The sequence below is a fragment of the Streptomyces sp. NPDC048420 genome (assembly GCF_040651535.1).
GTDB lineage: Bacteria > Actinomycetota > Actinomycetes > Streptomycetales > Streptomycetaceae > Streptomyces.
Genome location: NZ_JBEZKG010000003.1, coordinates 191728 through 204827 on the forward strand (window position 1 = coordinate 191728; position 13100 = coordinate 204827).

Consider the following 13100-nt stretch of genomic DNA (forward strand, 5'->3'; position numbering starts at 1 on the left):
CGGATGGACAGGGTCAATCTCAACTACCGGGCGTCCACTGCCCGTTCTGCCCGACGAGCTCGGCCGGAGTGAGCGGATTCATAGCCGTGACGTCCCTGGGGGCGATGGAGAATCCCTGCCAGTGGACCGGCATCGGCTGCTGGTCCTCGTCGCGGGCGATGTGGTGGAAGCCCACGTTCATCCAGACCACCGGGTGGGTGAGGGCCTGTCCGTTGACCCACTTGTCGACGGACTTGCCTGCTCCGGCGCCGCAGTTGCCGGTGTTGTTGCTGGCGAACTGCTCGCACTCGTTGTACTCGGTGAAGTACACGTCGTGCTTGGTGAAGCCGCGCCCCGGGTACTTGGTGCTCGGGCCGGGGACGATCTCGTACGACCGCGGGTGCCAGTCCTTGTTCTTGCCGACCGCGCTGACCATGCGCCACCAGCGGTAGCTCTTGGCGTCGCCGGCGAGTTCCTTGGTGACCGGCGTGCGGGTGGTCTTGGTGGTGGGCGCCTGCTGGCCCTGGGCGGCCGCGGTGACCGTCGAGTCGTACTGCTCGACCCGGTTCTTGGAGGAGCCGTCGAGGGCGAAGTCCAGGCGCCAGAAGGCGTTGTGGCTGTGGCTGGTGGCCTGGGCGCGGGGACCCTTGCCGATGGGCCAGCCACGGCCGTCGCCGGCGTCGTAGTCGTAGTAGGAGAGGCTGCCGGTCGCGCCCAGGTTCATCGTGACGGTGCCGTCGTCCTGGAAGCGCCACTCGGTCATGTACTCGTACCAGCCGACCTGGTTGACCGAGTAGACCAGCAGGTCCTTGCCCTGGGCCTGGTAGACCTTGTTGGCGCTGTCGCCCTGCATGCGGTAGGCGTGGCCGCGGGAGCGGGTCGTGGTGCACAGACCGTTGACGTTCGGGTGCTCCGGATCCCAGGCGTCCGGGACCTTGACGCTCTTTATGGTGCCGCCGGGGCACTCGCCCGGGTCCAGGTTCATCAGCCCCTGCGCGAAGCCGAAGCCCGTCAGGTCGTCGTACTCGACGCTGCCGTCGTCGTAGGGGACGTGGATCTGGCCGAGCCGGGCGCTGTTGAGGACCTTGATGGGCGAGGCCTCGCCCTTGGGCTGGTAGGAGATGTCCTCAAGGACGAGCCCGGCCTTGCTGTCGTAGCGCCAGCACATCCGCCAGGTCGTGCCGCTGGAGAGCTTCTGCTCGATCTTGTAGGCGGTGCTGCACTCCGCGGCCGCCGCGGCGGCGGCCTTCGGCTGGGCGGCGGCGGGTCCCGCACCGGTCGTGACACCGGCGGCCAGCGCGGCCACGGACACGCCGAGGGCCGCGTGCCTGCGCGCGCGGCTGATTCTGTTGACACGCATGAAGAAATGACTCCCTTGCGGAAGGAGCAGGTGGGAAAAGTGGACGGAGTGGAGCAGGCTCAGCTGCCGAGCTTGGCGACCTTGCGGGCGCTCAGATCGATCACGAAGGACCTGGCGTCGATCCAGGGGCCGTTCTTCACCTTCGGGAACAGCCGCACGCAGCGGTGTTCGCCGCACTGGTCGAGCACGGCGGGCTGGCCGCCCGGCACCGCCCGGTACACCGCGCCGGTGAGCAGCAGCTGGTTCGGGTCGGTGAGTTCCTTGTCGGTGGCGTCCTTGTAGTCGGCCTTCAGGTCCGCGCCCAGCGGGTCGGCGATCAGAAGGCTCGCCGCCTCGGCGTACTCGGCGCTGCTCAGCGGCGGCTGGACGCCGTGCTGGGTGCCGGTCGCGTCGACCTTGCCGGTGTCGAGGTCGACGGTCTTGGTGACGAGGGTGTCGTCCCGGTAGTCGTAGAGCGTCACCACCGCGCGCCGGGGCGCGTCCGGGTCGTCCAGTTCGTCGGCCTTGGGGTCGGCGAGGTCGACGGTGAGCCGCTCGGGGCCGCGCTCGCCCTCCACGTCCTCGGTGGCGTTGAGCATCTGCCGGTTCACGGCGATCTGTTCGACCCGCTGGATCTCGTCGTCGGTGAGCGGGTCGCGGCCCTTGCCCTTGTCGCCCTCGGCGGCCGGGGCCTGCTCGACGACCCCGGGCGCGACGGCCCCGTCCTGGCCCTGTCCGGCCTGCGCCGCGGACTGTCCCGCGGCCGCCTTGCCGGTTCCCGTGTCGTCAGCCCCCGCCGTGCCCGGCAGGGTGATCCCGATCATCACGGCGGTCCCGGCCACCGCGATGGCCGCACCTGCCACCACTTTCCCGAGGTGGCGGTGCACTATCTTGCGCACATCTTCCCCCTACTCCCCCCATGACTCCGGGAGTACGTGTCTGCCCCAATGGTTCGGCACGGACCGATCCTGTGATCGCCCTGTGCACTGGTCGATCGGTAAGAGGGACGTAAGTCATAGGTGGTTCCCTCACTTTCGTGGACACTCGGGGCCAAGGCGCCACACGCGGCGCGGGACACCTGAAAGAGTCGTCGCATGCAGGTCTGGCCTGGAGAGGCGTATCCACTCGGTGCCACGTACGACGGCGCCGGTACCAACTTCGCGGTCTTCACGGAGGCCGCGGACCGAGTAGAGCTGTGTCTGCTGCACGACGACGGCTCGGAAACGGCGGTGGAACTGCGGGAGAGCGACGCGTTCGTACGGCACGCGTATCTGCCCGGCGTGATGCCCGGACAGCGCTACGGCTTCCGCGCGCACGGCCCGTACGCGCCTGAGCGCGGCCTGCGCTGCAACTCGTCGAAGCTGCTGCTCGACCCGTACGCGCGCGCGATCAGCGGTTCGATCCGCTGGGGCGAGGAGGTGTACGGCTACCACTTCGACTCGCCCGACAAGCGCAACGACCTCGACTCGGCGCCGCACACCATGACGTCGGTCGTGGTCAACCCGTATTTCGACTGGGGCGACGACCGGCGGCCGCGGATCGGGTACCACGAGACGGTGATCTACGAGGCGCACGTCAAGGGCCTCACGATGCGGCACCCGGGGCTTCCGGAGGAGCTGCGCGGCACCTACGCCGCGCTCGCGCACCCGGCGATCATCGAGCACCTGGTAGAGCTCGGCGTCACGACGCTGGAGCTGATGCCGGTCCACCAGTTCGTGAACGACCACCGCCTGGTCGACATGGGCCTCAACAACTACTGGGGCTACAACACCATCGGCTTCTTCGCCCCGCACAACGCGTACGCCTCCTGGGGCGACCGGGGCCAGCAGGTCCTGGAGTTCAAGTCGGCGGTCCGGGCGCTGCACGAGGCCGGCATAGAGGTCATCCTGGACGTGGTCTACAACCACACGGCCGAGGGCAACCATCTGGGGCCGACGCTGTCCTTCAAGGGCCTCGACAACCCGCAGTACTACCGGCTCACGGACGATCCCCGCTACTACATGGACACCACGGGCACCGGGAACTCCCTGCTCATGCGGTCCCCGCACGTCCTCCAGCTGATCATGGACTCGCTGCGGTACTGGGTCACCGAGATGCATGTGGACGGTTTCCGCTTCGACCTCGCGGCCACCCTGGCCCGGCAGTTCCACGAGGTGGACCGGCTGTCGTCGTTCTTCGACCTGGTGCAGCAGGACCCGGTGGTCTCCCAGGTGAAGCTGATCGCCGAGCCGTGGGACGTCGGTGAGGGCGGCTACCAGGTGGGCAACTTCCCGCCGCTGTGGACCGAGTGGAACGGCAAGTACCGCGACACCGTACGGGACGTGTGGCGGGGTGAGCATCGCGCGCTCGCGGAGTTCGCGTCCCGGCTCACCGGGTCCTCCGACCTCTACCAGGACGACGGGCGGCGGCCGCTCGCCTCCATCAACTTCGTCACCTGCCACGACGGTTTCACCCTGCGCGACCTCGTCTCGTACAACGACAAGCACAACCAGGACAACGGCGAGGACAACCGCGACGGCGAGAGCCACAACCGGTCCTGGAACTGCGGGGCGGAGGGCGAGACGAACGACCCCGCCGTGCGGGAGCTGCGGGCCCGGCAGATGCGCAACTTCATCGCCACGCTGATGCTGTCCCAGGGCGTGCCGATGATCAGTCACGGCGACGAGGTGGCGCGCACCCAGCGCGGCAACAACAACGCCTACTGCCAGGACAGCGAGCTGGCCTGGGTGCAGTGGCCGGAGGCCGGCGAGGACGGGACCGGGCTCGGCAGCGAGCTGCTCGACTTCACGCGCGCGATGGTGTGGCTGCGCAAGGACCACCCGGTCTTCCGGCGCCGCCGCTTCTTCCACGGGCGGCCCGTGGAGGGCACCCACGACGAGCTGTCGGACATCGCCTGGTTCACTCCGGAGGGCAAGGAGATGGCCCAGCGGGACTGGGACCGGGCGCAGGCCTCGGCGCTGTCGGTGTTCCTCAACGGCAACGCGATCTCCGAGCCCGGCCCCCGTGGGGAGCGGATCAGCGACGACTCGTTCCTGCTGATGTTCAACGCCTCGCCGAAGACGCTGGAGTTCGTGGTGCCGGTCAACCACGGCCGGCAGTGGCAGGTCGTGGTCGACACCGCCCGCCCGGACGGGGTACCGCCGGGCACGGGGGCGAAGGTACAGGCCGGGGACCGGCTGACCCTGGTGGACCGCAGCCTGACGGTGCTGCAGCGGCCGGTCTAGGAGAGGGCACATGGAGCACGCGATGGCACGAAAGGCGGCAGGGCGGGTACGTAGGTTGGCATGACATCTGAGCGACCCGACCCGGCGGTCCCGACGGCCACATACCGGCTGCAGCTGCAGCCCGAGTTCCCGTTCGGGGCCGCCGCGGCTGCCGTGCCGTACCTGGCCTCGCTCGGGGTCTCGCATCTGCACCTGTCCCCGGTCCTGGAGTCCGTCCCGGGGTCGACGCACGGCTACGACGTCGTGGACCACGCGCGCGTGCGCGAGGAGCTGGGCGGCGAGGACGGGCTGCGGGCGCTGGCGCGCACCGCGCGGGAGCACGGGCTCGGCCTGGTGGTGGACATCGTGCCGAACCACATGGCGATGGTCCCGCGCCACAACCGCGCCCTGTGGGAGGTGTTGCGCGAGGGCCCGAAGTCGCCGTACGCGCGCTGGTTCGACATCGACTGGGAGGCGCAGGGCGGCCAGGTGCTGCTGCCGGTGCTGGGGCAGCCGGCCGGCGCGGAGCTCGGCAACCTCACGGTAGACGGGAAGGTGCTGCGCTACTACGACCATGAGTTCCCGCTCCGCGAGGGCACCGAGGAGCTGCCGTTGCCGGAGTTGCTGGACGCGCAGTGGTACCGCCCGGTGTGGTGGCGGCTGGCCCGTACGGAGCTCAACTACCGACGCTTCTTCAGCATCTCGGAGCTGATCGGGGTGCGGGTCGAGGACCCGGAGGTCTTCGAGGCCACCCACGCCAAGATCCTCCAGCTGCTGCACGAGGGCGTGGTGGACGGCCTGCGGATCGACCACCCCGACGGCCTCGCCGACCCCGACACCTACCTCCAGCGGCTGCACGAGGCGACCGGCGGCCGCTGGACGGTCGTCGAGAAGATCCTCGCGGACGGGGAGCAGCTGCCCGCCTCGTGGCCGGTGGCGGGCACGACCGGGTACGACGCCCTCAGGCACATCGACGGGCTGTTCACGGACCCGGCGGGGTTCGGGGAACTCCTCGGACAGTACCGGCGGTTCGCGGCCCCGCAGACGGACCGCGGCGGCGACTGGGCGGCGACGGTACGGCGGGCGGCGTACAAGGTGATCACGCACGAGCTGGCCGCCGAGACCGAGCGGCTGACGCGGGTGGCGGCACGCGTGTGTGCCGTGTCCCCGGAACCGGACCTGCGCGACCGCGCGCCCTGGGCCCTGCGGGTCGCGCTCCAGGAGCTGCTGGTGCGGATGGAGGTCTACCGGCCCTACGGCTCCTCGGACGCCGCCGCCGTCGTCACCGAGGAGGCCGCGGCCGAGGCCCGGCTCGCCTTCGTGGTGCCGGAGGAGGCGGGCGCCGTCGACGTCGTCCGGGATCTGGTGCTGGGGCGGTTCGGTGAGAGTGCCGAGCGGGTGGAGTTCCGGACGCGGTTCGCGCAGACCTCGTCGGCGCTGCGGGCCAAGTCGGTGGAGGACACGGCGTTCTACCGGTATGTGCCACTGCTGTCGGCGACCGAGGTGGGCGGGAACCCCGGGAGCCCGGCCGTCTCCCCCGAGGAGTTCCATGCCTACTGCGCGCGCGTGCAGCGCGACTGGCCGGTGACGGGGACCGTGGTGTCGACGCACGACACCAAGCGCAGTGCCGACGTACGGGCCGCGCTGGCCGTGCTCACCGAGTGCCCCGAGTGGTGGGCGGACACGCTGGCCGAGGTGACGCGCACCGGCGAGGGCGTGCCGGACGCGCAGGTGGCGTGGGCGGCCTGGCAGACCGTCTTCGGGCTCGGTCCGGCGGCTGGGGAGCGGGTGGGTGAGGCGTTGCTCAAGCATGTGCGCGAAGCGGGGCTGTACACGAGCTGGACGGAGCAGGAGCCCGCCTACGAGGAGGCGGTGGCGGCGTTCGTCGCGGCCGGGCCGTGCGGGCCGCAGGGCGAGCAGGTGGCGGAGCTGCGGGAACGGCTGAAGCGGCACATCAGGGCGAACGTGCTGGGCGCGGCCCTGGTGCAGCTGACGATGCCCGGCGTACCGGACGTGTACCAGGGCACGGAGGGCGAGTATCTGGCGCTGGTGGACCCGGACAACCGGCGGCCGGTGCGGTTCCCGCCGGAGGACTCCGGCGACAAGGGCGCACTCACGGCCGCGGCGCTACGGCTGCGCCGACGTCGGCCGGATGTGTTCGGGGACGCCGCGACATACGCGCCGCTGACCGCGGAGGGGCCGGCGGCGGCCCTTTGCGCGGCGTTCGTGCGTTCCGGAGAGGTGGTCACCGCGGTGACCCGGCTGTCGCTGCGGCTGGCGGAGGCGGGCGGCTGGCGGGACACGGTACTGCCGCTGCCGCCGGGGGTGTGGAGCGACGTGCTGGCTCCGGAGCGGGAGTTCTCCGGGCACGTGCGCGTGGAGGAGCTCTTGGGGGAGTCACCGGTGGCGCTGCTGGAACGCACGGACGGGTGAAGTCGGAACGCGAGTGAGCGGGAGCGCACGACGGACGGGGCGGCGCACTGAGTCACGTCAGGGCTGCGCCGGCAATGCGCGGCGGCTCGGTGCCCGGCCGGAGGGGCGCGGGCCACCCCGCTGGCACCTACGGCTCTACCGGCTGCCTTCACCTGCTTCTGGGCGCCCCCCGGAGCCTCCCCCATGACGTGCTTGACAGCTCAACCAGGCCGTGGGGTACTGCGGATTGCGAAGGCGGTCGGACGTGTCGGGGGTGAGTCTCCTGCCGGAGCTGCGCTACCCCACGCTGACCGAACTGGTCGCCTCCGCGCGAGCGTTGGCCGCGCGGCGGCCCGACATCTGCCGGCTCAGGCAGGTGGGGGTCTCACGCGCGGGCAGGCCCCTTCATGTGCTGTCGATCGGCCGGGCCCGGCGGGCCGTCCTGGTGGTCGCGGGCGCCCACTCCAACGAACCGACCGGCGGACCGGCGGCGCTGGCGGTGGCCGAACGGGTCCTGGTCGAGCGGAAGTTGACGTCTGACACGTCCTGGCACTTCCTGCTGTGCGCGGACCCCGACGGGGCCAGCCTCCATGCCACCCCGGCGCCGCGCAGCCTGTTCGACTACCACCTCGGCTTCTTCCGGCCGGCGGGCGAGGAGCAGCCGGAGTGGGCGCCGTCGATGCTGCCGCCCGACCGGCTGCCGCCCGAGACCCGCGCCCTGACCGGCGTGATCGACGAACTGCGGCCCTTCCTCCAGGTGACCCTGCACGGCACCGATCTCGGCGGCAGCTGGGTGCAGTTGACGAAGGACGTCCCCGGTCTCGCCGAGCCGTTCGCCCGCTCCGCGGCGGAGCTGCACATCCCGGTGGAGACGGGCGCCTCGGACGCCGCGGGATGGCCCGCGTCCGGGCCCGGGGTGCATGTGATGCCGGCGCCGGGCGCGGGGGCGGCGTACCCGAGCATGCCGGACGACGCACGGCTCAGTACCTGGTACCACGCGCACCGTTACGGCGGTCTGACCGCGGTCGTCGAGGTGCCGATGTGGGCGAGCGACCTGGTGGACGACCCGGCTCCGCATCCGGCTCCGGCGGCGGCGGTGCGGCGGCTGGCGGACCGGCTGCTGCGGGAGTCGCGGGCGGTGGACCGGGTGCTGGCGGAGGCGCGGCCGCGTCTTGAGGGGGCCGACGGGCCGTTGCTGCGGGCCGCGACGTGGGGCCTGGAGCTGGTGCCGGGGCTGGCCGCCGACTGGATCCGCACGCCTCCCGCCGATGACACCAGGGCGTACATCGGCAGCGTGGACGCGTTCTCGCGGCGGCTGCCGCTGCGGGCGGCGGCCATGCTGCTGCGGGTCCTGCGGGAGACCGACGACCGCGCGGCACCGCGTCTCGAACGACTCGTCAGGGCCTGGAGCGACGCCTTCGCCGATCGCTTCCGGGCCCGCTGGGTGCCGCTGGAGCACCAGGTCGAGCACCAGGCCCGCACGGTCGTGACGGTGGCGCTGCACGCGCGCGAGCGGGCGGACTGAGGCCGCTCCACGCGCGCGTGCAGCGCCGCACGACAACGCCGCGCGCGTCAGCTCTCCAGCGCGAAGACCGCCCCGGTGCGCGCCGCCATCACGCATCCGTTGGAGAAGGTGTGCCGGTACTCGACCGGCCTGCCGTTCCACGCTCCGCGGGCCTGGGCGGTGACCGGCGCGTAGATCATCGGGCACCGGATGTCGGAGGGCGGCAGGGCGTCGAGGTCGCCGCCGACGGCGTCGAGTTGGGCGCAGGCCTCGGCGGCTCGGCCGTGGCCCTGGGGCGGGTCGCACAGCAGGAGGGTGCCGCGGGTGTCGCTGGAGCGGCCGTCGCCCTTGGTGACCATGAGGTAGAGATGGTCGCCGCCGTCGGAGGACCCGGCCGTCGCGGGCGTAGCCGCGGCGAGGAGGAGGGCGGCGGCCACCGTCAGACCCGCGCGTGCCGTCCGCCGTACTGCTGTCGCTGTGATCGTGTACGTCATTCCCAATGCATCGGCACCGCGGCCTCGGGTCCCCACTCCGGCTCACCCGAACGGGAGCACGCGGGCGCGTGCCGTGCGGCGAGCTCGAACGCGGCGAGCACGACCCGGGACTGGTACTCGATCTGGCGCGGCACCGGGATCCAGCGTGCCCCGAAGCCGTCGCGGTAGTCGGCGCACCAGGTGTCGATGAGCCGGTCCAGTTCCGGCAGCGCACCGGCCGGGTCGGTGCCCGCGCAGATCACGAGCTGGTGCAGGAGTCCCGCCGTGCGCAGGGCGAGGCGGCGCCCCGCGATGCGCAGGGCGGCCAGGTGGCCGGTGCTGAGCGGCGGCAACGGGCGGCTGCCGTCGGCGACGTCGGGGTCCCAGGCGTCGGCGAGTCCGGGGCCGACCAGTAAGTAGTCCTCGACCGGGGCGATCAGCCGCGCCGCGTCCGGGACGTCCGAGACGTACGGGCGGATCCGTGCCAGGACGTCCTCCAGGAGCCGCGCGTCGCGGCGCAGCGCGTGGCTGACGGTGCGCAGCACGGCGGCCGCGTCGGCGGGCGTGCTGCCGTCCTCGACGGCGGCCACGCCCCACATGGGCGACTCGACGACGGCGGTCACGGTGCCGTAGCGGTGCGGGTGGTACCAGGTCGACTCGACGGCGGCCTCGGTGATGGCGGCGGCCAGGTCGCCGCGGCGGGGCGGCGGGATCCGGTAGACGGCGGGCCCGAGACACGGCCAGTACAGGGTGTCGTAGGGGCCGACCTCGCGCGGGACGCGTAGCCGGGCCGCGGTGTGGGCGACGCGCCGGGCGATCCCTGGCAGGTCGCGGGTGAGTTCGACGAAGCCGCCGCCGACGTCGACGCCGTGCAGGGAGCACTGCAGGAAGGGCCGCAGTTCGTCCTGGAGGGCGAGGAGGGTGCGGGTCTCCGGGAGCGCGGCGGCCTCCGCGCCGTCGGGCAGCCATTCCGGCTGCTCGCCGAAGCCGGGCCGGAAGAAGTTCCGGAAGTAGCGGTCGAGGGCGTACGGGCCGCGCAGCCAGCCCTCGTTGCGACGCAGACCGTCCGGGTCGAGGCAGAGCAGCAGGTTCCAGGTGGCGTCGGCCCCGACGGTGAGCCGGGGGTCGGTCAGGGTCCGCTCGGCGAGTCTGAGGACGGAGCCGCCGCCCACCGGCTCGTTGGCGTGCGGTCCCGCGACGACGAGTGTCTGGCGGCTGCCGTGGCCGACGGAGAGCAGCCACATCGGGTTGCCCGCGCGGGAGGTGCCGACCCGGCGCAGCCGGGCGTCCGCGGGATGGCGGGCGACGAGCGCTGCGGCCCGGGCGCCGAGCTCGTCGACGGTCGGGTAGCGGAGGAGGGGCGGCAGGGCACACCTCCACAATGTGGTGCCGTCGGTTCACCTGGTGTGCATGGTGTACGCACAGTCAGTCACGACTTGAGGGGTACGTCAACACCACGCGACGGAAAGGGCTTTGGGCCGCGACAGCACGTAAAGCCCAGGCCAGAGGTGAGGTTGGGCTCAGTTGACCGCGAGCCGGAAGGCCATCTGGCCGAACCCGACCTGGTCGCCCTCACGGACGACGGCGGCACCGATGACCCTCCGGCCGTTGACCGTGGTGCCGTTGGTGGACCCCAGGTCCCGCAGTACCCACATGCCGCCCTGGCGGCTGAGTTCGGCGTGGACCCGGGAGACCGTCTCGTGGGTCAGCCGCAGGCCGTTGGCCGGGTCCCGGCCGATCCGCAGCGCGTGGCCACTGCCGGGATGCGGCAGCAGCAGCTTGGGCAGGCGCTCGGCCTGCCACGCCCTGCGCAGCCGTACGGTGAAGCCGGAGACCGCCTCGACGGTGCCGAACACCAGGCGCGAGACCCGGCTCTCCTGGGGCAGGTCGGCGGTGAGCGCGGCGAGTTCGTCGGACCGGCGGGCGATGAGGGCCAGTTCCATCCGGCGGACGAACGTGTCGTGCGACAGGCGGCCCATGGCGACGCCGTCACGGAGCACCTTCAGCGCCTTGTCGCGCTCCACGTCGGACAGCCGCGCGGGGTACGTGTTGAACTCGAAGGACGACGTCACGTTCGTGATTGTCGGGCAGTGAACCCCGGGTGTCCAGAAAACGAGACAACGGCCGCCACACGCGCGCACCTGACGACACCTGTCGCAAAGGGCAAGATTCAAAGGCGGATTGATCTCGTTTGACGCACCATGGACGGGCTACATCACGGTGAGCAGACGAAGGGGACCGTCCGTGCAGTTCGAGGTGTGGGCACCGAAGGCCGGCCGAGTGACGCTCCATTGCGAGGGCGCCACGCACGCGTTGGAGCGCGATCCGGAGCGCGCGGGATGGTGGTGGGCAGAAGCGGAGGCCGGGGACGGCACCCGGTACGGCTACGCGCTGGACGACGGCCCGGTACTGCCCGATCCACGCTCGCGCCGTCAGCCGGACGGCCCGGACGGGCTCAGCGCGGTCGTCGAGCACGAGCGTTACGCCTGGCGTACGCGGTGGGCGGGCCGTCCACTGCCGGGCGCGGTCCTCTACGAACTGCATGTGGGCACGTACACGCGTGAGGGCACCCTGGACGCGGCCGCCGCCCGCCTCGACCACCTCGTCGAACTCGGCGTCACCCACGTCGAGTTGATGCCCCTGTGCCCCTTCCCCGGTCGGCACGGCTGGGGTTACGAGGGCGTCTCCCTGTGGGCCGTGCACGAGCCCTACGGCGGTCCCGAGGCTCTCAAGCGTTTCGTCGACCGGGCCCACGAACTGGGCCTCGGAGTGGTCCTGGACGTGGTGCACAACCATCTGGGGCCGTCCGGCAACTACCTGCCCGCCTTCGGGCCGTACTTCACCGACACCCATCACACCCCCTGGGGTTCCGCGGTCAACCTGGACGCGCCCGGCTCCGACGAAGTACGCGCCTACCTCCTTGGCAGTGCCCTTTCCTGGCTGCGGGACTACCGGATCGACGGACTGCGCCTGGACGCCGTGCACGCGCTGGCGGACACACGCGCGTGCCACTTCCTGGAGGAGCTGTCGACGGCCGTCGACTCCCTCTCCGCCGACCTGGGGCGGCCGCTGTTCCTGGTCGCGGAGTCGGACCTGAACGACCCCCGGCTCGTCACGCCCCGCGCGCAGGGCGGTCTCGGCCTGCACGCGCAGTGGAACGACGACTTCCACCACGCCCTGCACACCGCACTGACGGGCGAGTCCCAGGGCTACTACGCCGACTTCGCCCGCGCTCCCCTCGCGGCGGTCGCCAAGACGCTGACCGGCGGCTACTTCCACGACGGCACCTACTCCAGCTTCCGCGGCCGTGCCCACGGGCGCCCGCTGGACCGTACGCGCGCGGCGGCGCACCGGCTGCTCGGCTACACCCAGACCCACGACCAGGTCGGCAACCGCGCCCAGGGCGACCGGCTGGCCGCGTCCCTCTCCCCCGGCCTGCTGGCCTGCGCGGCGACCCTCACGCTGACCGCGCCCTTCACCCCGATGCTGTTCATGGGCGAGGAGTGGGCGGCGGGCACCCCCTGGCAGTTCTTCACCGACCACACCGATCCCGAGCTCGCCGACGCCGTACGGCGGGGCAGGCGGCGGGAGTTCGCGGAGCACGGGTGGGCCGAGGAGGACGTGCCCGATCCGCAGGACCCGGCGACCCGGGACCGCTCCTGCCTCGACTGGTCCGAGCTCGAACGCGAGCCCCACGCGCGTGTGCTGGCCTGGTACCGCCGGCTCCTCGCGCTGCGGCACAAACAGCCCGACATCACCGACCCCGACCTCGCCGACACCAAGGTCGCCCACGACGAGGACCAGCGCTGGCTCGCCTTCCGCCGCGGGGACGTCCGAGTGGCCGTGAACCTCGCGAAGTCGCCCGCCGCCATCCCGCTGGGTCCCCGCGAGGCGCAGGTCCTGGCGGCCTGGGAGCCGGTGGAGGCGCCGGGCGCGGACGGGGTGCTGCATGTGCCCGGGGAGTCGTGCGTGGTGCTGCTGCAGGCGTGACCTGGGGGCATCGGTGGCGTGGCTCCCCGGGCTCACCTGCGCTCCGCCCGGTTCACCCTTCTCACGGGATGACGGCGAGACGGACGACGACCTCCCCGAAGGCCACGAGGAGCAGGTCGGCCACCCACGCCTGTCCGCCGGTGATGTCGTGATCGACGGAGAAGCGGGCCACGTGCGCCCCGCCGGAGGCGTGGGAGCAT

9 protein-coding genes are annotated in these 13100 nt (G+C 71.9%); 4 read left to right on the forward strand and 5 right to left on the reverse strand.

The genetic code is table 11. From position 1 onward, the window contains the following. Window positions 1-19: 19 nt before the first annotated feature. Entirely contained in the window at window positions 20-1339 is a 1320-nt protein-coding gene (locus AB0D34_RS05945) for a copper amine oxidase (protein ID WP_362657084.1), read from the reverse strand. Between the two features lie 59 nt (window positions 1340-1398). Continuing rightward, window positions 1399-2217, reverse strand: coding sequence for a Tat pathway signal sequence domain protein (locus AB0D34_RS05950; RefSeq protein ID WP_362657087.1), 819 nt, complete (start codon window positions 2215-2217; stop codon window positions 1399-1401). A gap of 195 nt (window positions 2218-2412) precedes the next feature. Between AB0D34_RS05950 and glgX the strand changes: the two genes are divergently transcribed. The 3 genes from glgX (at window position 2413) to AB0D34_RS05965 (ending at window position 8458) form a co-directional block, all read left to right on the forward strand. Next, window positions 2413-4542: a glycogen debranching protein GlgX gene (gene glgX, locus AB0D34_RS05955; RefSeq protein ID WP_362657090.1), complete on the forward strand. Its 2130-nt coding sequence runs from the start codon at window positions 2413-2415 to the stop codon at window positions 4540-4542. 60 nt (window positions 4543-4602) lie between these two features. Beyond that, window positions 4603-6954, forward strand: a complete 2352-nt coding sequence (gene treY, locus AB0D34_RS05960) for a malto-oligosyltrehalose synthase (RefSeq protein WP_362657093.1) — start codon at window positions 4603-4605, stop codon at window positions 6952-6954. A gap of 253 nt (window positions 6955-7207) precedes the next feature. Further along, the gene (locus AB0D34_RS05965; RefSeq protein ID WP_362657813.1) at window positions 7208-8458 is read left to right on the forward strand and encodes a M14 family zinc carboxypeptidase; all 1251 of its coding nucleotides are present in this window, start codon (window positions 7208-7210) and stop codon (window positions 8456-8458) included. A 47-nt stretch (window positions 8459-8505) separates the two neighbouring features. Here AB0D34_RS05965 and AB0D34_RS05970 read toward each other — a convergent pair whose 3' ends face one another. From AB0D34_RS05970 to AB0D34_RS05980, 3 genes are all read right to left on the reverse strand, one after another. Beyond that, entirely contained in the window at window positions 8506-8931 is a 426-nt protein-coding gene (locus AB0D34_RS05970; RefSeq protein WP_362657096.1) for an SSI family serine proteinase inhibitor, read from the reverse strand. Beyond that, window positions 8928-10292, reverse strand: coding sequence for a M14 family zinc carboxypeptidase (locus AB0D34_RS05975; protein ID WP_362657099.1), 1365 nt, complete (start codon window positions 10290-10292; stop codon window positions 8928-8930). The genes AB0D34_RS05970 and AB0D34_RS05975 overlap by 4 nt, the downstream gene beginning before the upstream one ends. Before the next feature lie 138 nt (window positions 10293-10430). After that, a complete protein-coding gene (locus AB0D34_RS05980; RefSeq protein WP_362657102.1) occupies window positions 10431-10982 on the reverse strand; it encodes a DUF1707 and FHA domain-containing protein in 552 nt (183 codons plus the stop codon). A gap of 172 nt (window positions 10983-11154) precedes the next feature. Here AB0D34_RS05980 and treZ point away from each other — a divergent pair, with 172 nt between their 5' ends. Then, window positions 11155-12900 carry a malto-oligosyltrehalose trehalohydrolase gene (treZ, locus tag AB0D34_RS05985; RefSeq protein WP_362657105.1) on the forward strand — a complete coding sequence of 582 codons (1746 nt, stop codon included), beginning with the start codon at window positions 11155-11157 and terminating at the stop codon, window positions 12898-12900. Window positions 12901-13100 lie beyond the last annotated feature (200 nt).

Coding starts and splice junctions, on each gene's coding strand:
- treY (WP_362657093.1), top strand. CDS start 4,603: ATGACATCTGAGCGACCCGACCCGGCGGTCCCGACGGCCACATACCGG.
- AB0D34_RS05945 (WP_362657084.1), bottom strand. CDS start 1,339: ATGCGTGTCAACAGAATCAGCCGCGCGCGCAGGCACGCGGCCCTCGGC.
- glgX (WP_362657090.1), top strand. CDS start 2,413: ATGCAGGTCTGGCCTGGAGAGGCGTATCCACTCGGTGCCACGTACGAC.
- AB0D34_RS05970 (WP_362657096.1), bottom strand. CDS start 8,931: ATGACGTACACGATCACAGCGACAGCAGTACGGCGGACGGCACGCGCG.